At 65.9% G+C, this 20,361-nt stretch carries 21 protein-coding genes; 15 read left to right on the forward strand and 6 right to left on the reverse strand.

The window, feature by feature from the left end; translation table 11 throughout:
• The first annotated feature begins 24 nt into the window (after window positions 1-24).
• The 6 genes from ASG64_RS20715 to ASG64_RS20740 are packed head-to-tail and all read left to right on the forward strand — an operon-like array spanning window position 25 to window position 6,312.
• On the forward strand, window positions 25-1,065 hold the full coding sequence (locus ASG64_RS20715; protein ID WP_056076425.1) for an ABC transporter substrate-binding protein: 1,041 nt from the start codon (window positions 25-27) through the stop codon (window positions 1,063-1,065).
• Window positions 1,055-2,119: a FecCD family ABC transporter permease gene (locus tag ASG64_RS20720; RefSeq protein WP_056076119.1), complete on the forward strand. Its 1,065-nt coding sequence runs from the start codon at window positions 1,055-1,057 to the stop codon at window positions 2,117-2,119. The genes ASG64_RS20715 and ASG64_RS20720 overlap by 11 nt, the downstream gene beginning before the upstream one ends.
• Complete coding sequence (locus ASG64_RS20725; RefSeq protein ID WP_200933511.1) at window positions 2,116-2,916, forward strand: ABC transporter ATP-binding protein; 801 nt, start codon at window positions 2,116-2,118, stop codon at window positions 2,914-2,916. Before ASG64_RS20720 ends, ASG64_RS20725 begins: the two co-directional genes overlap by 4 nt.
• Complete coding sequence (locus ASG64_RS20730) at window positions 2,913-4,136, forward strand: MFS transporter (protein WP_056076122.1); 1,224 nt, start codon at window positions 2,913-2,915, stop codon at window positions 4,134-4,136. Before ASG64_RS20725 ends, ASG64_RS20730 begins: the two co-directional genes overlap by 4 nt.
• On the forward strand, window positions 4,133-5,365 hold the full coding sequence (locus ASG64_RS20735; RefSeq protein WP_056076125.1) for a cytochrome P450: 1,233 nt from the start codon (window positions 4,133-4,135) through the stop codon (window positions 5,363-5,365). Before ASG64_RS20730 ends, ASG64_RS20735 begins: the two co-directional genes overlap by 4 nt.
• On the forward strand, window positions 5,362-6,312 hold the full coding sequence (locus ASG64_RS20740) for an isocyanide synthase family protein (protein ID WP_056076128.1): 951 nt from the start codon (window positions 5,362-5,364) through the stop codon (window positions 6,310-6,312). Before ASG64_RS20735 ends, ASG64_RS20740 begins: the two co-directional genes overlap by 4 nt.
• A 97-nt stretch (window positions 6,313-6,409) precedes the next feature.
• Here the strand turns inward: ASG64_RS20740 and ASG64_RS20745 are convergent, their stop codons facing one another.
• The 5 genes from ASG64_RS20745 to ASG64_RS20765 all read right to left on the reverse strand — a co-directional run bounded on the left by ASG64_RS20745 (window position 6,410) and on the right by ASG64_RS20765 (window position 10,628).
• Window positions 6,410-6,808 (reverse strand): YybH family protein, encoded by a 399-nt coding sequence (locus ASG64_RS20745; RefSeq protein WP_056076131.1) that lies wholly within the window; start codon window positions 6,806-6,808, stop codon window positions 6,410-6,412.
• Between the two features lie 42 nt (window positions 6,809-6,850).
• Window positions 6,851-8,041 carry an acyl-CoA dehydrogenase family protein gene (locus ASG64_RS20750; protein ID WP_056076134.1) on the reverse strand — a complete coding sequence of 397 codons (1,191 nt, stop codon included), beginning with the start codon at window positions 8,039-8,041 and terminating at the stop codon, window positions 6,851-6,853.
• Between the two features lie 59 nt (window positions 8,042-8,100).
• Window positions 8,101-8,607 carry a flavin reductase family protein gene (locus ASG64_RS20755; protein WP_056076137.1) on the reverse strand — a complete coding sequence of 169 codons (507 nt, stop codon included), beginning with the start codon at window positions 8,605-8,607 and terminating at the stop codon, window positions 8,101-8,103.
• A gap of 34 nt (window positions 8,608-8,641) precedes the next feature.
• Entirely contained in the window at window positions 8,642-9,430 is a 789-nt protein-coding gene (locus ASG64_RS20760; RefSeq protein ID WP_056076138.1) for an SDR family NAD(P)-dependent oxidoreductase, read from the reverse strand.
• A gap of 142 nt (window positions 9,431-9,572) precedes the next feature.
• Complete coding sequence (locus tag ASG64_RS20765; RefSeq protein WP_056076140.1) at window positions 9,573-10,628, reverse strand: helix-turn-helix transcriptional regulator; 1,056 nt, start codon at window positions 10,626-10,628, stop codon at window positions 9,573-9,575.
• A gap of 145 nt (window positions 10,629-10,773) precedes the next feature.
• Between ASG64_RS20765 and ASG64_RS20770 the strand changes: the two genes are divergently transcribed.
• Window positions 10,774-11,775 carry an LLM class flavin-dependent oxidoreductase gene (locus ASG64_RS20770; RefSeq protein ID WP_082518628.1) on the forward strand — a complete coding sequence of 334 codons (1,002 nt, stop codon included), beginning with the start codon at window positions 10,774-10,776 and terminating at the stop codon, window positions 11,773-11,775.
• A 21-nt stretch (window positions 11,776-11,796) separates the two neighbouring features.
• Here ASG64_RS20770 and ASG64_RS20775 read toward each other — a convergent pair whose 3' ends face one another.
• Entirely contained in the window at window positions 11,797-12,495 is a 699-nt protein-coding gene (locus ASG64_RS20775) for a GntR family transcriptional regulator (RefSeq protein WP_056076146.1), read from the reverse strand.
• 202 nt (window positions 12,496-12,697) lie between these two features.
• Between ASG64_RS20775 and ASG64_RS20780 the strand changes: the two genes are divergently transcribed.
• The 8 genes from ASG64_RS20780 (at window position 12,698) to ASG64_RS20815 (ending at window position 20,346) form a co-directional block, all read left to right on the forward strand.
• Window positions 12,698-13,819: a carbon-nitrogen hydrolase family protein gene (locus ASG64_RS20780; RefSeq protein WP_235579666.1), complete on the forward strand. Its 1,122-nt coding sequence runs from the start codon at window positions 12,698-12,700 to the stop codon at window positions 13,817-13,819.
• Window positions 13,816-14,958 carry a cupin domain-containing protein gene (locus ASG64_RS20785; protein WP_056076149.1) on the forward strand — a complete coding sequence of 381 codons (1,143 nt, stop codon included), beginning with the start codon at window positions 13,816-13,818 and terminating at the stop codon, window positions 14,956-14,958. Before ASG64_RS20780 ends, ASG64_RS20785 begins: the two co-directional genes overlap by 4 nt.
• A gap of 76 nt (window positions 14,959-15,034) precedes the next feature.
• Window positions 15,035-15,931, forward strand: a complete 897-nt coding sequence (locus tag ASG64_RS20790) for a fumarylacetoacetate hydrolase family protein (protein WP_056076152.1) — start codon at window positions 15,035-15,037, stop codon at window positions 15,929-15,931.
• Window positions 15,932-15,983: 52 nt separating this feature from the next.
• Window positions 15,984-16,736, forward strand: a complete 753-nt coding sequence (locus ASG64_RS20795) for a maleate cis-trans isomerase family protein (RefSeq protein ID WP_056076155.1) — start codon at window positions 15,984-15,986, stop codon at window positions 16,734-16,736.
• A gap of 31 nt (window positions 16,737-16,767) precedes the next feature.
• Window positions 16,768-17,565 carry a cyclase family protein gene (locus ASG64_RS20800; RefSeq protein WP_056076157.1) on the forward strand — a complete coding sequence of 266 codons (798 nt, stop codon included), beginning with the start codon at window positions 16,768-16,770 and terminating at the stop codon, window positions 17,563-17,565.
• On the forward strand, window positions 17,562-18,203 hold the full coding sequence (locus ASG64_RS20805) for a hypothetical protein (protein ID WP_056076161.1): 642 nt from the start codon (window positions 17,562-17,564) through the stop codon (window positions 18,201-18,203). Before ASG64_RS20800 ends, ASG64_RS20805 begins: the two co-directional genes overlap by 4 nt.
• A complete protein-coding gene (locus ASG64_RS20810) occupies window positions 18,200-19,846 on the forward strand; it encodes a thiamine pyrophosphate-binding protein (RefSeq protein ID WP_056076164.1) in 1,647 nt (548 codons plus the stop codon). The genes ASG64_RS20805 and ASG64_RS20810 overlap by 4 nt, the downstream gene beginning before the upstream one ends.
• Complete coding sequence (locus ASG64_RS20815) at window positions 19,843-20,346, forward strand: flavodoxin family protein (protein ID WP_056076167.1); 504 nt, start codon at window positions 19,843-19,845, stop codon at window positions 20,344-20,346. Before ASG64_RS20810 ends, ASG64_RS20815 begins: the two co-directional genes overlap by 4 nt.
• Window positions 20,347-20,361 lie beyond the last annotated feature (15 nt).

Consider the following 20,361-nt stretch of genomic DNA (forward strand, 5'->3'; position numbering starts at 1 on the left):
GCGCCCACAGCCGACTACCGAGGCATGAACACTCGTACCTTCTCGACGGCGCTCGTCGCTGTGGCCCTGGTGGCGTCCGCGTGCACACGGACCGTGGACGCACCCGATCCGACGGCGGACGGAGGTGCCGTCCGGCCCGCGCCTTTCCCCGTCACGGTGGCGGACTGTGCCGGTGAGCCCACCACGTTCGACGGGCCACCGGCGACGGTGGTGACAGCCAATCTGGCCGCACTCGAGCTGGTGATCCGTCTGGGGCGGGCGGACAGTGTCGCCGGAACCGGGTGGGCGTCCGGAGTGTCCACGCTCCCGGACGACGTCCGCGAGGCCGCGGAGACGGTTCCCGTGTTGTCGACCGGCGGCATTCCCAAGGAGGTTCTGCTCACCACCGGAGCGCAGGCGTACATCGACGCCTTCGGGTCGATGCAGATGATGGGGGGAGACGGATTGTCCGAGGAGGAGATGACCGCCGCCGATATGCGACACGTCGTGCTGTCGTCGAGTGCCTGCGCAGCGACACTCCAGGGCGCCCGCACGGACCTGGACGCCGTCTACCGCGACATCGAGAGCATCGGCGCGATCCTCGACGCATCTGCCCCCGCAGCCGACCTCGTGGCCGACATGAAGGACACGATCGCCGAGGTCGCCGTCGCGCATCCACCGCGGGCCGACCGACCGACGGTGTTCTACTACTCGCCGGACCACACCACGCAGGGGATGACCACGGTCGGCGGTAAGCAGATCGCGAACGCCATCTACGAACTCGCCGGTGCGCGTAACGCATTCACCGATGACGCGACGAGCATGCGTCCGGTGTCCTGGGAAGACGTCATCGCCGCCGACCCGGATTTCATCCAGATCGCTGTCAGGAACAAGGCATCCGCCGCGGAGCAGTCCGCCGCGTACGCTGCAGCGCTCGAGACTCTCCGCAGCGATCCGCGAGCGCGTGACCTTCGCGCCGTCCGCGAGCAAAGTTTCATCGACCTGGGTGCGGAGGAGACCACGCTCCCCGGCATCGCCAACGCGGCCGCCGTGGCGACCATCGCGAACGCCGTCGATGGTTCGTGACCGCGGTGCCGCGCTGCTCACCGGCGCCACCACGGTCCTGCTCGTCGCGGGATTCACACTGGCGGTGAGCTACGGATCGACGTCGGTTCCCGTGTCGACCGTGTGGTCGACCGTTCGAGGAGGTCTGCTCGGTACACCCTTCGCCCCCGGCACGATCGATCTCATCGTGTGGCAGGTGCGCATCCCGCGCCCCATCCTCGCCGTCGTCGTGGGTGCCGGCCTCGGGACGGTCGGGGTCGCCGTGCAGGCGCTGGTGCGCAACGATCTCGCGGATCCGTACCTCCTCGGTATCTCCTCGGGAGCCTCCGTCGGTGCCGTGTGGGTGTTGGTGTTCGGGGGTGGCGTCGTCGGGACGCTCGCCGGCATCATCGGATCCGCGGTGGTCCTTCCCGTTGCGGCGTTCCTCGGTGCTCTTATCGCCCTCGCGGTCGTGTGGTCGGTGACCAGAGCCGCGGGCGGCATCGGCGGAGCCTTCGGGCCCACCCGACTCGTCCTGACCGGAGTCACCGTCGGCCAGATCCTCACCGCGATCACCAGTTTCATGGTGCTGCAGACCGACGACCAGGCGCAGACCCGCAGTGTCCTGTTCTGGCTGATGGGCTCGCTCGGCGGGGCCACCTGGTCGCAGCTACCTGTCACCGTCATCGGGGTCGCACTCGGCGCGGCAGTGCTCTACGGCCGTGCCCGCCACCTCAATGCTCTCGCGCTCGGCGACGAGACCGCGTCCTCTCTGGGCATCTCCGTGCTCCGTGTCCGCCGGGAGGTGTTCGTCGTCGTAAGCCTGATGACGGGGGTCATCGTCGCCGTGTCGGGAGCGATCGGATTCATCGGGTTGCTCGTCCCTCACCTGTGCCGCTTCGTCGTCGGCGTCGACCATCGCCGGCTGCTTCCCGCCGCGGCTCTGGTCGGGGCGACGCTGATGGTGTTCGTCGATCTGTCGTGCCGTGTCGCAGCGCGTCTAGTTCATCAGGAACTGCCCGTGAACGTGGTCACCGCCGCGCTCGGAGGCCCGGTCCTGCTCGTACTTCTCATGACACGGACCGGCCGCCCATGACCGACACCGGACCACCGCCCGTGCCGCTGTCGATCGAGAAGTTGTCGGTTCGACTGTCCGGCAACGACATCGTCTCCGATGTCTCCGTCCTCGCTCGGGCAGGGTGCATCACCGGGATCATCGGACCCAACGGCAGCGGCAAGTCGACCCTGCTCCGCACGGTCTACCGCCACGTGTCACCGACGCACGGGCGCATCGTCGTCGGTGATCGCGACCTGTCGGCCATGTCCACCGAGGCGTCGGCCCGCCTCGTCGCCGCGGTACCGCAGGAACGAGAGGGCGCACCGGGTGCGACCGTACGTGACGTCGTCGCGCTCGGCCGGATCCCGCACCAGTCGAGCTTCCGCCGCGAGTCGTCGGAGGACCGCGCGGTGATCGATCGAGCTCTCGCCGATGTGGAGATCGAGGATCTCGCAGCCAGGACCTTCCAGTCGTTGTCCGGCGGGGAGAAGCAGAGAGCGCTGCTGGCTCGATGCTTCGCTCAGGGGGCCGGGGTGTTCGTGCTCGACGAGCCGACCAATCACCTCGACCTCGCGCACCAGGTGCAGATGCTGGCGTTGCTCGAGCGCACGGGCTGCACCTGCCTGATCACGCTGCACGATCTCGGCGTCGCCGCTGCGGTGTGCGACGAGGTGCACGTGTTGTCGAAGGGCGCCATCGTGGCGTCAGGTCCGCCCTCGGCGGTCCTGACCGGTGCGCTGCTCCGAGACGTGTTCGGCGTGCGTGCGGCAATCGGAAGACATCCGCTCACCGGAGGCGTGCAGATCTCGGTGGACTACCTGAGCGAAGCGACATGACGGCGAGCCCGATCGTCCGTAGCGGTGACCGTTGGATCGTCGTCGTCGCTGCCGGGATTCTCTCGTTCACGGCGATGATGGAGATGTCCGCGTTGAATCTCGCTCTGCCGGCGATCGCTCGACACACGGGGACGACGACAACGGTCGCGCAGATCGCCATCATCGGATATCAGGCGATGCTGACGATCTGCCTGATTCCGGCCGGGCGTTTCCTCGCCGCGCACGACGCGCGCCGCACTGTCCTCGGCGCACTGACTCTCTTCGCCGCCACCGGAGTGCTCGCCGCGTTCGCGCCCGGCGACGAGATCGGCATCGTGTGGACCACGGCGTGGCGAACGCTGCAGGGTGCGGCGGCGGCGGTTCTGTTCGTCTGCATGCCGCTGCTGTCGACGGGAGCGGTGTCCCCGCAGCGTCGAGCTCGTGCCCTGAGCGTGACCACAGGACTCGGGTCACTCGGGATCGTGATGGGCCCGGTTCTGGCCGGTCCGCTCATCGACAATTTCGGTTGGCAGTCCGCGCTGCTCCTCAAGATTCCGGCGTGTGTCGCCGCCGGGTGGATTCTCGCGCGGACGCCGCCGGGGTCGCTCGCCGGGGCACGTGGCCGACCGCCGCGGAGCGACGGTGGCCGGCCGGAGGACGAGACACCGACGAAACACATCGTGCTGGCTGTGGGTCTGGTCGCGAGTGCTGCATCCGTGGTCCCGCTAGGGGTGTCGATCGCCCTGCAAGCGGCAGGCGGGTCCGCCACCGACGCAGCGATGGTCATCATCGTCCAGGCGGCCGCCATGGCTGCGGTCGGTCTCGTCGCGGGCATGCTCGCCGATCGCATCGGACCGTCTCGACTCGTCGTGATCGGGGTTGCGGCGGTGACTGTCGGACTCGTCGCGATGGTCCTGCACCGCGGCGACTGGAGCATCGGCGAGCTGGCATGGCGATTGGCGCTGGTCGGGGTAGGCATGGGGCTCTACGGAGGCCCTGCGCAGGCATGGGTGATGTCCTCGGTCGCTCCGGCACGGGCCGCGATCGCGGCATCGCACATGCAACTCGCCAGAACCACAGGCTTCATCGTCGGGCCTCTCGTCGCGGCGTCGCTCTGGACGGCGCCCGTCGTACCCAATCCCGCTCTCACCGTCGCCGCCGCGGTCGCCGCGTGCGCCGCCATCCTGCTTGCCCACCACCGAACTCACCATCGCACCACGTCACGAGAGGACACCCGATGACAGACCGCACCCTGCTGGACGGATCTCGCTACCGCGCCGACCCGTATCCGCTGTTCGCAACCCTGACCTCGTCCGGGACCGTGCACGCGGTCTCCTTCCCGGCGCTCGACGCCTGGCTGATCACCGGACACGCCGCTGCACGACGCGCGCTGACGGACCAAAGACTGGGGAAGGACCACGCCAGAGCGAACTCCGAGTTCCTGGCCAAGGCGTCGATCATGCCCGAGCCGCAACGATCCCGGCTGCAGAAGCACCTGCTCCACAGGGACGAACCGCACCACACACGGATGCGATCACTGGTCACAGACCACCTCTCGGCACGCCGATCCGAAGCCCACCGCGATGCGATCAGAGCCGACATCGATGCTTTGATCGACGCGATGCCGGCGACGGCCGACGATCGACCGGTGGATCTGGTCGCTGCCGTCGCCGAGGCGCTGCCGATGCTCGCCCTCGCTCGCGCGATCGGGCTACCGGATCATCTGCGGGACCGATTCGAGCCCGAGTGGCGGACCGTGGTCGCTCCGGTTCCGCCAGGACACCCGCGACGAGAGCGCTTCGAGAACAACCTCGTGGAACTGCAGGACTACATAAACGACGTGGTACGCGAGGCCCGTGACGAGACCGTGCTCGGCGACATCGTTCGCGCCGCCGACGCAGCGATCATCACTGTGCAGGAACGAGACTCGATGATCTTTCAACTGTTCGCCGCCGGCCAGGATCCGGTGGCCGCACAACTCGAACTGGCCCTCGTCGGAGTGCTCGAACGCCCGGTCGTTCTCCAGCAGCTTCGGAACCACCCCGACCTCGTACCGTCCGCCGTCGAAGAGCTGCTCCGCCACGATTCGGCCTTCAATCTGACGACGTGGAGGTTCCTCGAGGCGGACGATCACATCGACGGTGTGGCGGTGCCGGCCGGTGACTCGGTCATAGTGGCTCTGGGAGCGGCCAATCGGGACCCCGAGGTCTTCGAGTGTCCTCACGACGTGCGCATCGACCGATCGCCGAATCCGCACCTCGCATTCGGATACGGGCGTCATGCGTGCCCGGCAGCGGGTCTGGCGCGCGTCGAGTTGCAGGAAGCGTTGACAGCATTGATCATTCGCCTGGACGGGCTCAGGCCTGGTTACGACCATAAAGACGACCTCGACTGGTCGAGTTCACCGATCACCCGGGCTGTCGCCGCGCTGCCGGTGCACTACTCGTGCCGACGGAGTGCGAGCGCATGACCGTCACGCTTCCCCGTCATCTGAGAGACGACGTGACGATGGCGGAGAACATTCTCGAGATACTTCTCGGTCGCCGCCGCGCGGTGCCCGGCGAGGCACCGACCGCGGTTCCGGCAGCACTCGAGGCGTCGACGCAGTTCGCGCAGATCATGGCTCACGTTCTGCAGCAGCGTCCCATTCGGATGACGCTGCCCGCCTTTCCCTGTAAGTCGCCGAGTCCGGACAAGGTGTGTGGAGTTCTGCCCGACGAAGGAGAACGTCTCGCCCTGATGGAGCTCGATGATCTGTGTCGGCGCATCGGCGAGATCTACGAACCGGGGGCGACACTGACCATCTGCTCGGACGGTCACGTCTTCGCCGACCACATCGGTGTGGACGACGGCGCCATCACCGAGTACGGCACCGCCCTGCGTGCACTCCTCGACGCCCAGCGCCTCGGCCATCTCGAGTGGTTCGATCTCGGCGCACTCTGGCCGGGTCGCACCTTCGAGGACAAACGAACACTGCTCGACACCGCCTGGTGTGACGGACCCGAGGACGTTCGAGCACGCGCCCGACACGACGAGGCAGCCGCGCGGCAGCTCAGAGGGGTGATCAAGTTCCTGGCCGAGGACGCTCCGAGCGGTGACGGCCACACCAGGTCGTACCGACATCGCCGAGCGAAGATCGCTGCGCGACACGTCGTGTCGCGAAGTCAAGGGTGGGGTCGGGTGATCGCCGCGCACCTTCCGAATCACGTGCGTCTGTCGATTCACCCGCAACCGCGCGGAGCGGACAAGCTGGGGATTCGACTGCTCGACCATGCTGATGCGTGGACCACGCCGTGGCATTCCGTGGTTCTCTACAACGCCGATGGAATGCCTGAACTGGTACGCCACGAACACGCGCGGCGCTGCGGCATCCCCCGATTACGCGACGGACGCATCTCGCACTACGTCGTCACGTGACTCAGACAACCCCTTCGGCCGGTCCTGCAGCCGCCCCCTGCGGCGGTTACAGGACCGGCCGAAGGGGGCGTTCGTGACAATCCGCGAGGATGTGCTGTCAGGAACCGGCCCAGACGCAGTCGATGAAGAACCGCCATCCGCCGTCGGATCCGCGGTGCGCCACGTCTGCGCTCCGACCCGTCGTCTCGGCCGAAGTTCCGTCCGGCCCTACTACGGTGATCGCGTAGTCGTTGAGAACGAGGGCGTGGTCACCCACCTGTTGAACCCACGTCACGTTCGACTTCACGCTCGGTGGCGGATCGACCATGGCGGTCACCACTGCCCTGATCTCATCTGTTCCTCGTGCCACAGTCCCGAACTCCGGTGAGAACGTGGCATCGTCGTCGTACATCGACATCAACCCTTCGACGTCGCCTGCATTGAGGTACTGCGAGTAGATGCGCACCAGGTCGGTGGGTGTCGCAGCCTTCTCGTATGTGACTGGGGGGGTGGACATTCTGATCCCTCTCTCATCGGGTGGACGGTGTAGGTGGTCGGCTCAGAAGTAGGGGTCACGGGTGGGCGGTTCCAGGCCGAGTTCGAGGCGACCGTAGAACTCGCCGACGGTCTGGAAGTTGAAGACGACATGGGTGGCGATGGCATGGGCGTCTCGCCATGCTCGCTGGATCGGGTTGCTCACGTACATTCCGCGCGCCCCGGCCATGCGCTGCATTCGATCGAGGGCAGAGAGGATCACCTTGACCGAGTAGACGTTGTCTCGTCGGCACTCGACGCGCGTCTTCAGATCCAGAGCGGCGGGATTCAAAATTCGACGGCCGGTGCGCTCGAGCAGCAGCTGGGCGGAGTCGAGTTCGACTGCGGTCTCCGTGAGTTCCGCCTGTGTGGAGGGATGCTCGGCAACCCCGGCGCCGGTCACGCTGGAGGCGCGGGACTTGGTCCATTCCCGGAGGTACTCGTAGGCGCCGCGGGCCGCGCCGAGTGCGACGTACGCGGCGTTGTACGAGAAGCCGGGGGCCAGGGGAACCTGGTACAGCGAGCTTCCGAGGGACTCGACGCCCGGTCCGACGCCGTCACGGGCCCACTCGAACGGCATGACCCGGTGGGTGGGAACGAACGCATTCTCGACGACGGTGTCGTGGCTGCCGGACGCGGACAGGCCGACGTTGTGCCACGTGTCCTCCCACGTGAAATCGCCCGGGGCGATCAGGAACATGTGGAGCTTGGGCGGTGTCTGGCCTTCGATGAAGGCCCCCAGGATGGTCCACTCGTCGTGGATGATGCCGCTGCTCCACGGCCAACGGCCGTCGAGCACGTAGCCTCCGTCGACGGCTTTCGCCTTGCCCATCGGAGCGAAGATTCCGCCGATGCTGACATCGGGTCCGTCGGACCAGACGTCGGCCTGTGCCTGCTCGGGGAAGTGGGACAGAAGCCAGGAGTGGGCACCGAGGAACGAGGCGAGCCATGCAGACGAGGTGCAGCCTTTGGCCAGCTCCAGGCAGGTGTCGCTCACGGTCTCGAAACCGAGTTCGTACCCGCCCCACTTTCGAGGGGTCATCACGCGCCCCAGGCCGGCGGCGACGATGTCCGCCATGGTCTCGGCGGAGACGTTGCGGTCCAGTTCTGCGGGGACGGCGCGTTCGCGCAGGATCGGGGCCAGCGCCCTCGCCCGCTCGACGAGTTCGTCGTGGGTTGCCATCGCGGCCGGGGCTTCGATGTCCATCGTGGTCATGAGATCTCCTTGGTTCGACGCTGTTCCTGGTGGTATGGGGGATACGTTGTGTGAGAGAGCTATTCGGCGTGCATGTCACTGAAAGTTCCGTACTTGCCGCGGAAGAACACGAGGGGGTCCATCACCTCCGACGCATCGACGTCGAGAACGTCGGCCACGACGATGGTGTGATCGCCCGCATCGTGTTCGTCTCGAACGGCGCACTCGATCCACGCCATCGCGCTGTCGAGCGCGGGGCCGGTGGGCCGATCGATCCAGCCGACGTCGGCGAACCGATCGATTCCCTTCTGGCTGAAGCGTTGTGTGACGCTCGCATTCTCGCGACCCATGATGTTGATGCAGAACCGCCCGACCGAGCGAATGGCCGGCCACGTCGACGAGTTTCGGCCGGGACACAACAGGATCAGTGGTGGGTCCAGGGACACCGACGTGAACGAGTTGGCCGCCATGCCGACCGGGCCGTCGCAACCGTGTGCCGTCACGATCGTGACGCCGGTTGCGAAGTGGCCGAGCACAGTTCGAAGGCGATCACCAGCCAGTGTCGGCGAGGTGTGGGTTGTGGTCATGAACTTCTCCCTTGGTGGGCGGTGCACGAGTCGCTCAGCGAGCGAGGTAGCCACCGTCGGCGACCCACGCCGCACCGGTGACGAACGAGGCCTCGTTCGAGGCGAGGAACACCGCGACAGCGGCGATCTCCTCCGGTCGCGCGACACGTCCGAGGGGAATTACCGCATCCCCCGCGTGCCAGATGTCGTTCTCGTCCTCCTGTGACATATCGGGAACGAAGTGTCGAAGTTGATTGGTCCGAGTGGTGCCGGGAACCACCGAATTGACTCGGATACCGTCTCGCGCGTACCGGGTGGCCAACGAGGTCGCCAGCTGGCGACCGGCGGCCTTGGACGCGTTGTAGACGAAAGAGCTTTGCGCGCCGTCCGTTTCGCTCTCGAACTCCTGTCCGACGAACGCGGACACCGACGCCACGTTGACGATGGATCCGGACTGCTGGGCGATCATGGTCGGCAGCACGTGTTTGCAGGACAGGAACTGACCGCGCACGTTCGTTTCCATGACGCGATCCCAGTCCTCCACGCTCGTCTGGGTGACGTCCCCGAAGAACATCAGCCCGACGTTGGTCACGAGGACGTCGATGCGGTTCCATCGCTCCACGGCGGCCGCCGCCAGTGCCTGTGCCGTCGACTCCAGGGCGATGTCGCCCTCGACGATGATGTGATCGTCGCCGGGCAGAGTGACGACCAACTCTTCGAGGTACGACCGGCGCAAGTCGTTCAGGACCAGCTTGGCGCCTTCGTCCGCGAGACGTCGGGCTACCGCCGCGCCGATTCCGCTGCCGGCGCCGGTGATGATCGCTACCTGTGATTCGAATCTCATGAGAGTCAACGTATTTACTGTCCCCGCCGGCAGGTAGGCCCCGTACGGGTACGGCATCCACTCCCTCGAACGAGGGAGTCGGCCAGGCGGGCAGGCATCGCTCGACAGCAGCGACCCGGTCACCGCCCAGTGGTCATGGCCGTCACTCCCCGGAATCCTCCAGCGCCCGAAGGAACACGAGGCGTACCAGGTCGACACGGGAGCCCACCCCGAGCTTGCGATAGACGGACTTCAGGTACTGCTTCGCGGTGTGTTGGCTGATGGAGAGTCGCTGCGCGATGTCGATGTCGTGCAGCCCGTCCACCACCAGCGTGGCGACGTCGAGTTCACGTCGGCTCAGCAGGTGCGAGTAGACCTCGGGAATGTCGCATCGCCCGTGCGTGTGCAGCCTGAGCATGGTGATGGTCGTGGTGGGATCGTCGTCGGCGAGAACGGAGTGGACGGACAGCCGCAGCTGACCCCGATCCGACTCCGACACGGGAAGATCGACGGTGGTCACGCCGTCCTGCCGAGGGCGTTCGGCGAGCAGGTCGTCGAAGTGCGTGACACCCAACGTCTCCAGCAGCGTCGTCGCCTGTCGATTGTGGTGGCGCTGTCCCGTGCGGGCATCGGTCACCACGACGGCTTCGTCCACGAGATCGAGCGCACGGACGACTTGATCTCTGTGCCGCTCCGCGGAGTCGATGCGGCGTTGGGTGGTCAGGGCTGCTCCCACGATGCGGCCGATGGCGGATGCGGCCGAGCGCAACTGTGCGCGCCCCTGCCAACGAGCGGTGCCGGCGAAGATGGCGATGCCCGCGATGTCGCCGGCACACAGGACCGGGATCTGGAGGATGTAGTCGAAGCTGTGGAGGTGGAGAACTTGCCGATACAGGGGGCTCGCACGCCATTGCTCGTCGTTCATCAACTCATGGTTGTCGGCTGCCAGCTTGGTTTCGAGCACACGGGCCAGGACCGGGTCGAGATCGCGCCCGAGTTCTTCGTAGCGGCTGAGGAAGAAATCACTGACGCCGTAGGTCGCGACGCCTTGTACGGACAGCGAGTGCGGCTTGAGCGAATACAGAGCGACGGAGGGCGCACCGACCACGTCCCGGCCGAACTGGAGAAATCGAGCGTCGAGGTCTGCGACACCGTCGGCGGTCGACAGCAACTCGGTGAGCGTGGCGAGCCAGCCGGGGATCTCGGAAACGTCGGTCATGGCGGGCCCTTCCTGACGAAAGTGGCGAAACACTGGACAGGCCGATCTCATACTCTATGATTTGATCATATTAACGACTACCGGCGAGGCTCTCGCGTATGTGCAGAGTCCATCCGACAGACCACACGAATCAGGGGGCTTCGCAATGAAGCTGGGAGTTTTCTTACCATCTCGAGGACGCATCGCCACTCTTCCCGCGTTGAAGGAGACGGCACTGGCCGCGGAGCGTCTCGGGTACGAGTCGGTCTGGGTCGGCGACCACCTGAGTTACGGCGAGGCGCACGCAAATCACAGCCCTTCGTACCAGAAGGATCGTGCCGACAACGCGGAGATGAACTACTACGAAGGTCACACGACGCTCAGCTACCTGGCCGGCCTCACCGAACGGGTGAAGCTGGGGATGGCAGTGCTGGCGGTGCCGATCCGCGATCCTCGGGTCTACGCGAAGGAGGCGCTGACCCTGCAGACACTGTCCGACGGTCGCCTCGTCATCGGCTGCGGCATGGGTGACTACGTGGGCGATTTCGCACTGACCGGCAGGTCGAAGAAGAATCGTGTGTCCATGACCGAGGAATACCTGGACTGCCTCAACTCGCTCCTGCAAGGCGGAGAAGTCAGCTACGAGGGCAAGACCGTGAGCGTGGAGAAGGCGTACTTCTTCCCGAAGACCGCCAAGATTCCGCTGCTGTACGGAGGTGGCGTGAGATTCGTGGGTGAAGGTGACGACCGAGAGTTCGCGCTGGCGGACAAAGCAATTCGACGGGCAGCCCAGTACTGCGACGGCATGATGCCGTACGGCCCCCCCGAGCTCGTGGTGAACATCCAGGACACGGCTCGCGACATCGCCGCGACCGAATTCGGCCGCAAGATGGAGCACGAAACAGTGGTCATGGGCCATCACGCTCTGGTGTATCGGACCGATGAGGAGGCCCGCGAAGCGGCCGCTCCTTTCCGGGCGAACTCGGCAATCCCGTTTCACGAGAGCGACATCATCGGCGGGGTCGAGACCGCAGCCGCGAAGCTTCAGAGCTATGTCGACGCCGGAATCGACCACCTCATTCTGATGTTCAGCGTCGCGACGGTCGACGAGCAACTGGAGATGATGAATCTCATTGCCGAAGAGGTCGTTCCACTTCTGAAGCCCTGAAGCCTCCTGTCGCCGGAGACGCTACCGGCCGTGCACGGCGAGCCTTTCCCGAATCCGATCGGCGATGGCAGGGTCGATCCCTTGCACGGTTGCCAGCAGATGTTCCTGCAGAGCATGGACGGCGCGGTCCGGGTCCCTGGCCACGCAGGCGGCGAGGATGGACTCGTGTTCCGTGCGCCGAACGGCGACGCCGGCCTCGTCTGCCAGCGCGTGGGCTCGGTAGCGTTCGCTGTTCTGCCAGGTAGGCCCGATCGAGCGCATCAGCCAGCTGAGGTCCGCGGCGCGGTAGATGGTGAAGTGAAACTTCTCGTGAGCGATGCGTGCTGCGGTTCGGTCACCGAGTTGGAGCGCCAGCTGTTGGGCGTCGAGAGCCTGCATCGCGTCGCTCGCCACGGTGTCGTCGACCGAGAACGCAGCCTGTCGAACCAGGGTCCCCTCGAGCATGATCCGCGTGAAGTAGGTGTCGGCGAGATCGTCGTCGGACAGCGGTCGGACCCGCGCTCCGCGGTGCCGCTCGACCTCGATGATACCCGTGGCCTCCAGGTGCCTGATGGCTTCTCGGATGGGCATCATCGACATACCGAGGTCGTCAGCGAGCTGCTGCAGTCGAAGGGGGCTTCCGGACGGGATTCGACCGTCGAGAATCGCCCGCAGAATTGCCTCACGCGCCTGATCGGTCGTCGTCGTCCGTTCGGGGGCACTCAGCCCGTGCTTGCTCACAGTGAAACCTCACAATTTTCTGCCACCCGAGCAGCGCGTTGTGCGCGTCGGCACCATCGAATCCTAAGTCGTCCGTGTTTATCGAACAACTTCATCAAATCCTATGACCTCGGCCCGCCCGTCCTTCGACGCAATTGACACTCCGACAACAGCTGCTATGATTTGATCATATAGTAGGAAAGTAGACAGGATGGGAGATAACGTGAGCGACCACAGCGCAGCTCGCCGCACAGGCGAGGACGAATTTCCTCGCTTTCGAGCTGCGGCAGTGCAAGCGGCGCCGGCCTTCCTCGATCCGGCCGCAACCGTCGACAAGGCGTGCATGCTGATTCGCGAGGCGGCCGACAACGGCGCCACTCTCGTCGCTTTTCCCGAGGTCTTCGTGGCCGGTTATCCGTACTGGAACTGGACCATGACGCCCATCCAGGGCAGTCCGTGGTTCGAGAAGCTCTACCGAGCGTCGGTCAAACTCGACGGACCTGAGGTCTCCGCCCTCTGCGCAGCAGCCAGGGATGTCCACGCCACCGTGGTCATCGGCATCAACGAGCGTGCCGCCGTGGGTGTCGGCACGCTGTACAACACCACGTTGACCATCTCGGACGACGGCACGGTGCTCGGCGTGCATCGCAAGCTGGTGCCCACCTGGGCGGAGAAGCTGACGTGGGGTCAGGGTGACGGCAGTTCGCTCCAGGTGCACGACACGGCGGTGGGTCCGCTCGGGGTGCTCGCCTGTGGGGAGAACACGAACACACTGGCTCGGTTCGCGCTGCTGGCCCAAGGCGAGATGGTGCACGTCGCCGGCTACATCGCACTGCCGACTGCACCGGCGGACTACGACATGGTCGAGGCCATCAAGACCCGATCCGCCGCCCACGCCTTCGAGGGAAAGGTATTCAACGTCGTCGCATGCTCGACCATCTCCCGTGAGATCGTCGACGCCGTCGCCGGTGTCGACGATGCCGCTCGGACGATGCTGACCCGTCCGCACAGCGCTTTCAGCGGCATCTTCGGACCGGACGGGCGATTGATGACCGAACCGCTCATCGACGACGAAGGGATCGTCTACGCGGACATCGACCTCGCGAAATGCATACAGCCCAAGCAGATGCACGACATCATCGGGCACTACAACCGCTTCGACATCTTCGACTTGAGGGTCGACACCCGCGTCAGGAGTGCGGTGTCGATCCACAGCGGCCGCGCCGATGGTCCGCGACGGTCGGACAACGGGATCGTCGGCACGGCGACCGGTGGTCGCGAGGGCAACGACGCGAGCGCCGACAACACATCACCAGTGAAGCACGACAGGAGACCGATCGGATGACGACCAACGATGCACGAGTAGACGACGATGCACTCGCCGACGACCAGATCGGGCGCGCTCGCGTGCAGCAGACCGACGAGCTGCAGCGGTTCTACGACAGCCTCGAAGAACACGAGGCGGGCGCACTGTGGACCGTCGCCAACGACATCGAGCCCTGGTTCCCGCAGCCGAAGGGCATACCCATGCTCTGGTCCTACGATGCGCTGCGACCCAAGCTGCTCGAGGCGGCCAGGTTGGTCACCGGAGACGACGCCGGCCGCCGGGTCATCTACATGGCCAACCCGGGTTTGCGGCACATCGCTGCGGCTGCGGGCCTGCTCTACACCGGCTTGCAGATCATGAACCCCGGCGAGTCGATGACCGCTCATCGTCACGCGGCGTCGGCATTGCGGTTCGTCCAGGAGGGTGACGGCGCGTGGACCATCGTCGACGGAGACAAGTTGAAGGTCGGTCCACGGGATTTCGCTATCACTCCGCGCGGCACGTGGCACGAGCACGGCAACGAATCGGGCACCGATCCGGTGATCTGGCAGGACGGACTGGACATCCCGCTGACCAACGCGTTGGACACCAACTTCTACGCGGTACACCCGGACCTCCATCAGGTGCCGGGCAAGCAGATCAACACCTCGCTGCTGCGCTACGGCGCCGGCACCCTGCGGCCCGTTCATGCGCCGAAGTGGTCGCGTAGCTACTCACCGTTGTTCGCCTACCCGTGGGACAAGTCGTACGAGTCCCTGCTGAATCTGGCGAAGGTCGGCGAGGGCAGCCCCATCGACGGGCACGCGCTCGAATTCGTCAACCCCGTGACGGGTAAGTCGGTGATGCCGACGATGGGAGCGCAGATCCAGCTGCTCGACCCCGGATTCGAAGGAAAGTCGCACCGCCACACCGGAAACGTCGTCTACACCGTCGCCAAGGGCACCGGTCACTCGATCATCCAGGGACAGCGATTCGACTGGACCGAGAAGGACATTTTCGTCGTCCCGTCGTGGGCATGGCACGAGCACCACAACGCGAGCGCGACCGACGACGCAGTTCTGTTCCAATTCAACGACTTTCCCACGGTGAAGGCACTGGACCTCTACACCGAGGAAATTTACGACGCCAACAGCGGTCAGCAGTTCCTGGACTTCTGACCACTTCCACACCACGGTTCGTCGGTCACTCTCGAAGCGATCGGCCATGCCACCATGCCTCGACGAGAGTAGTGACGTGAAACTTCTGACCTATCGAATCGGTGACGACGCCCCCCGAGCCGGCGTTCTGATCGGCGACGACCGCGTGCTCGATGTCGCCACCGTGGCCGCTGCCGGCGACCACGACATGCCCGACACCGTGCTCGAACTGATCGGTGACGCCGAAGCGCTCGGGAGGCTCCAGGGGATCGTCGACGCGGCAGAGTATCCCGCGAACGCCATGGCGGATCTCGACGACGTCACTCTCACGGCACCCATCCGCCCCGGCAAGGTCGTGGGCGTCGGTCTCAACTATGTTGCGCACGTCGCCGAGTCGTCGAGAACTCTCGATACCGACAAGGACAAGCCGACTCGGCCGGTGCTGTTCTCGAAGCCGAGCACGGCGGTCATCGGTCACGGCGAACCTATCCGGCACGACGCGGAACTGACTGCGCAACTGGATTGGGAGTGCGAACTCGCGGTCGTGATCGGACGGCGAGCCAGCCGAGTCTCGGTGGACGACGCACTCGGCTACGTGTTCGGGTACTCCATCGTCAACGACATCAGTGCTCGCGATCAGCGGCGGTCGGGCCAGTGGTTCTTCTCCAAGGGGCAGGACAGCTACGCGCCGTTCGGCCCGTGGATCGTGACGGCGGACGAGATCGGCGATGCGCAGAATCTGGATTTCAGTCTGACGGTCAACGGCGAGCAGAAGCAGAAGTCGAACACGCGCCACATGCTGTTCTCCATCGCCGAGTTGATCGCGGACATCAGTTCCGGCGTGACACTCGAGCCCGGGGACGTCATCGCCACCGGAAGCGCGGAAGGCGTCGGCGCTGCCCAGACGCCGCCGCAGTTCCTGCAGCCGGGTGACAACGTCGTGCTGACGATCGATCGCATCGGCACCCTTACCAACCCCGTCGTCGCCGTCTGACGCCAGGTAAGTCCGAGACCCACGAATCACACTCTCCCCGAGGACTATCGACATGACGACCACCTATCGCATCGGACAGATCGTGCCCAGCTCCAACGTGACGATGGAGACCGAGATCCCCGCCATGCTCCGCGCTCGCGAAGCTGTCCGGCCCGAGCGCTTCACCTTCCACTCCAGCCGGATGCGGATGACCCAGGTGACCAAGGAGCAGCTCGCGGCAATGGACGACGATTCCGGGCGGTGTGCGGTCGAACTCGTGGACGCCCGCGTCGACGTCATGGGGTACGCGTGCCTGGTCGCGATCATGAGCCGCGGCAGCGGTTACCACGAGGTCTCCCGCACCAAGCTCGAGAAAGTCGCCGCGGACCACGGAGTCCCGACGCCCGTGGTCACCAGCGCGGGTGCCCTCGTCGAGGCGTTGCGCGCGCTCGGTGCCAAGAAGACCGCGCTCATCGCGCCCTACATGGAGCCGCTGACCCGAGAGGTCGTCGCGTATATCGAGAACGAGGGCATTCGAGTCCTCGACTACATCGCTCTCGAGATCCCGGACAACCTCGAGGTCGCGGCGCGTGATCCGCGCGCTCTGATCGACATCGTCACCGGGCTCGACCACTCCGAGGCCGATGTGGTGGTGTTGTCGGCGTGCGTGCAGATGCCGTCTCTCGAGGCAGTGCAGGAGGTGGAGGACGCCATCGGCAAGCCCGTGATCACGGCAGCAGTCGCCACGACCTGGCAGATGCTCCGAGCGCTCGGTCTCGACACGCACGTTCCCCGAGCGGGATCCCTGCTGTCCGGTCGATACTGACGGACCACGAACTCGACAGAAGAGGAACACCATGAGCGCAACAGCACCATCGGGTGACGAGTCGATCGCAGGGGTGCTCGCGGCACTGGCCGACGGGCGCGTGCGCGTGGTCGATCTCACCAACGAGCTCAGTGCCGACACCCCGACGTTGACGCTTCCGGAGCCCTTTGCCAATCTGATCGATTTCAGTCTGGAAGAGGTCAGCGCCTTCGACGATTCCGGGCCGCTGTGGCGACACAACAACATTCATACCGGTGAACACATCGGAACCCACCTCGATGCGCCGAGGCACTGGATCTCCAATCGCGACGGCGCCGGCGTCTCCGACATCCCGGTGGGCAGGCTGGTCGGACCGGCCCACGTCGTCGACATCACGGCTCGGGTCGACGCCGACCCGGACTACCTGCTCGAGGTCGACGACATCCTCGCCTATCAATCGGAGCACGGACCGCTGAGTCCCGGAAGCTGGTTGCTGGTGCGAAGTGGGTGGGACCAGTTCGCCCGCGACGAGGCAGCGTTCCTCAACATCAGCGACGGGGTCAGCCACACCCCCGGAATCTCCGCTGCCGCAGCACGATGGTTGGCGCAGGAGTCGCCCATCGCCGGTTACGGGGTGGAGACCGTCGGCATCGACGCGGGCAATGCCTTCGTGCTCGAGCCGCCGATGCCGGCCCACCATTTCCTCCTCGAGGCGGACAGGTACGGCGTCACGTCGTTGCAGAACCTCGCGTCCCTTCCTGCGGCCGGTGCCGCGATCGTCGTCTGCCCACTCCCCATCGTCGGCGGAACCGGAAGTCCAGCCAGGGTATTGGCGCTCGTCGCCTCATGAAGATCTACCCAGTGATTCACGTGCACGAGGTGGACGTGCACCGAGAGGTCGACATCGCGCGGCAACACGACGTCGCCGGTGTGTTCCTCATCGACCACGACAGGGACGATGCGCGGTTGATGGCGGCCGTGGCGGCCGTGACGCACGCGCACCCGGGATTCTTCGTCGGAGTCAACGTCATCCGACGCCCCCTGGCGGCTGCGATCGGCGTCCTCGAAAGTGCGTTCGGCGACGACCTTCCGGTCGATGCCATCTGGGCGGACTTCATCGACCTCGACGCACCCCCCGCACCGACGCACTGGCGCGGCATGCACTTCGGCGGCGTCGCCTTCAAACACCAGCCGCCTGTGCCCCTCGGCGACCTACCGTCGGTGGGCGCAGCCGCCCGTGACCGAGCGGATGTCGTCACGACGTCGGGGGAGGGGACCGGCAGAGCCGCGGACCCGGTGCGCCTTCGTGCGCTCCGGGAGGGTCTCGCCGGTCGGCCGCTCGCGTTGGCGAGCGGTGTGACCCCGGACAACATCGTCGACTATCGCGGGCTCGTCGATCACGTTCTCGTGGCGTCGGGCATCGCCGGGGCCGAGGGGATGGACGAGCACAAGCTCGCGACACTGATGACCAAAGAAGGTGACTCGTGAACGTTGCACATGCTGTCGGAGTGGCATTGGGCCGCTTCGGGGTTCGCCGATCGTTCGGCGTCGTCGGAAGCGGGAACTTCCACGTCACCAACGGTTTGATCGACGCCGGCGTCGACTTCGTGGCCACGCGACACGAGGGTGGCGCCGCCACCATGGCCGACTCCTATTCCAGAATGAGCGGCGAGGTCAGCGTCGTGTCCCTGCACCAGGGGTGCGGACTCACGAACGCGATGACCGGGCTGGGGGAGGCCGCGAAGAGTCGTACGCCCCTCGTCGTCGTCGTGGGCGAAGCGACCGACCCGGCATCGAACTTCCACATCGATCAGGATGCGTTGGTCCGCTCGGTAGGAGCGATCAGCATCGTCGTCCGGACGGCGGACTCGGCGGTGTCCGACACGCGTCGCGCCTACGCCACTGCCCTCAACGAGCGACGAACGGTCGTCCTGCGGATGCCGCTCGACGTTCAGGAGCGCACCGTCGATTCGTCGCTGCTCGACCATCTCGTCGCGGTGACGCCGCTTGCGATGCCCGTCGCCGCAGCCGAGGACATCGCGGCTATGGCAGCACTTCTCGTCTCGGCGGAGCGTCCGGTGTTCATCTGTGGACGCGGTGCGCGCGGGGACGCGGCCCGTTCGGCACTGATCGCCTTGGCAGAGACGACGGGGGCATTGCTCGCCGAGGGGGCGGTGGCCAAGGGGCTCTTCGCCGGTGAGAAGTGGTCGATCGACGTGTCCGGCGGATTCTCGTCGCCGACGACGGCCGCGCTCATCACCGACGCCGATGTGGTGGTGGGGTGGGGGTCTGCGCTGAACAACTGGACCACCGCACATGGCACCCTGATCGGCCCCTCCGCCACGCTGATCCAGGTGGATCTGGAGGCCTCCGCGCTCGGCCGGCACCGTCCGATCGGTCTCGGTGTGGTCGGTGACGTCGCAGGGACGGCCGAGGCAGTGAACCGACACCTCGTCGCCGCGGATCACCACGCCACCGGTTACCGGACCGACGCGGTCGGCGACGAGATCGCCGCCCGGATACTGTGGCGCGACCACCCTTACGACGATGTGGGTACCGACGACGCGTTGGATCCGCGGACCCTGTCCATCGCTGTGGACGACGCGATTCCCGCGGACCGTGTCGTCGGCGTCGACTCGGGGAACTTCATGGGCTACCCGAGCATGTATCTCGGAGTACCTGACGAGCGAAGTTTCTCGTTCACCCAGGCGTTCCAATCGATCGGGTTGGGGCTCTCGACAGCCATCGGTGCCGCCCTCGCGCAGCCGGACCGGTTTCCGGTCGCCGCGTGTGGTGACGGTGGTTTCCTGATGGGCATCGCGGAACTCGAAACGCTGGTCCGACTCGACATCAAGATGCTCGTCGTCGTCTACGACGACCACGCGTACGGTGCCGAGGTCCACTTCTTCGGACCCGACGGCTACCCGACGGACACCGTGACCTTCCCGGACACCGACATCGCCTCCATCGCAAGGGGATTCGGTTGTGACGCAATCACGGTGCGCACCCGCGACGATCTCCGCGAGATCGCAGACCGGGTGTCGGGCGGACTGGATCGACCTCTCGTCGTGGACGCCAAGGTCGTCGGTTTCAGCTCGTGGTGGCACCGAGAAGCGATGCTCAACCATTGAAACTCGTCGTCGTCGAATCGCACTTCGGCAATACCGTCGCCGTGGGCGAGGCGATGGCAGCCGCGCTGTGTGCCAACGGAATACCCGCCGCGGTACGGCTCGCCCATGAAGCCACGTCGACTCTTCCGGCGGGCGTGGACACGCTCGTCGTCGGTGCACCCACCCACAACGGGGCGTTGTCCACGCCCGCTACCCGCTCACGTGCGGCGGGGATCGGCGCCAAGGACTCGACCGATCTGCAGGGCGTCCGCGAGTGGTTGGGCGCACTGGAGGCCGTCGGCACGAATCTCGTCGTCTTCGACACCGTTCGGGCCGGCGAGGACGCGTCTCGGTCGGCGGCCGACGAGGCAGTCGACCTGGCCGCCGGAGGCGCCTACGCGTCCGTGACACGGGGGCTGTCGTTCGGCGTGGGCGGTGTGGCCGGGCCGTTGTCACCGGGTGAGCTCGTGCGCGCCCGGCGCTGGGCGCTCGGCGGATTCGCGATGGACGACGTGTCGTAAGGAGAAGAACGGGAG

This window comes from Rhodococcus sp. Leaf247 (assembly GCF_001426185.1).
GTDB lineage: Bacteria > Actinomycetota > Actinomycetes > Mycobacteriales > Mycobacteriaceae > Rhodococcoides.

Excerpts from the sequence above, each read along its gene's own strand:
- ASG64_RS20770 (WP_082518628.1), top strand. The coding sequence starts at position 10,774 with ATGAAGCTGGGAGTTTTCTTACCATCTCGAGGACGCATCGCCACTCTT.
- ASG64_RS20725 (WP_200933511.1), top strand. The coding sequence starts at position 2,116 with ATGACCGACACCGGACCACCGCCCGTGCCGCTGTCGATCGAGAAGTTG.
- ASG64_RS20805 (WP_056076161.1), top strand. The coding sequence starts at position 17,562 with ATGAAGATCTACCCAGTGATTCACGTGCACGAGGTGGACGTGCACCGA.
- ASG64_RS20795 (WP_056076155.1), top strand. The coding sequence starts at position 15,984 with ATGACGACCACCTATCGCATCGGACAGATCGTGCCCAGCTCCAACGTG.
- ASG64_RS20735 (WP_056076125.1), top strand. The coding sequence starts at position 4,133 with ATGACAGACCGCACCCTGCTGGACGGATCTCGCTACCGCGCCGACCCG.
- ASG64_RS20785 (WP_056076149.1), top strand. The coding sequence starts at position 13,816 with ATGACGACCAACGATGCACGAGTAGACGACGATGCACTCGCCGACGAC.
- ASG64_RS20760 (WP_056076138.1), bottom strand. The coding sequence starts at position 9,430 with ATGAGATTCGAATCACAGGTAGCGATCATCACCGGCGCCGGCAGCGGA.
- ASG64_RS20755 (WP_056076137.1), bottom strand. The coding sequence starts at position 8,607 with ATGACCACAACCCACACCTCGCCGACACTGGCTGGTGATCGCCTTCGA.
- ASG64_RS20740 (WP_056076128.1), top strand. The coding sequence starts at position 5,362 with ATGACCGTCACGCTTCCCCGTCATCTGAGAGACGACGTGACGATGGCG.
- ASG64_RS20715 (WP_056076425.1), top strand. The coding sequence starts at position 25 with ATGAACACTCGTACCTTCTCGACGGCGCTCGTCGCTGTGGCCCTGGTG.
- ASG64_RS20730 (WP_056076122.1), top strand. The coding sequence starts at position 2,913 with ATGACGGCGAGCCCGATCGTCCGTAGCGGTGACCGTTGGATCGTCGTC.
- ASG64_RS20765 (WP_056076140.1), bottom strand. The coding sequence starts at position 10,628 with ATGACCGACGTTTCCGAGATCCCCGGCTGGCTCGCCACGCTCACCGAG.
- ASG64_RS20750 (WP_056076134.1), bottom strand. The coding sequence starts at position 8,041 with ATGACCACGATGGACATCGAAGCCCCGGCCGCGATGGCAACCCACGAC.
- ASG64_RS20745 (WP_056076131.1), bottom strand. The coding sequence starts at position 6,808 with ATGTCCACCCCCCCAGTCACATACGAGAAGGCTGCGACACCCACCGAC.
- ASG64_RS20800 (WP_056076157.1), top strand. The coding sequence starts at position 16,768 with ATGAGCGCAACAGCACCATCGGGTGACGAGTCGATCGCAGGGGTGCTC.
- ASG64_RS20720 (WP_056076119.1), top strand. The coding sequence starts at position 1,055 with ATGGTTCGTGACCGCGGTGCCGCGCTGCTCACCGGCGCCACCACGGTC.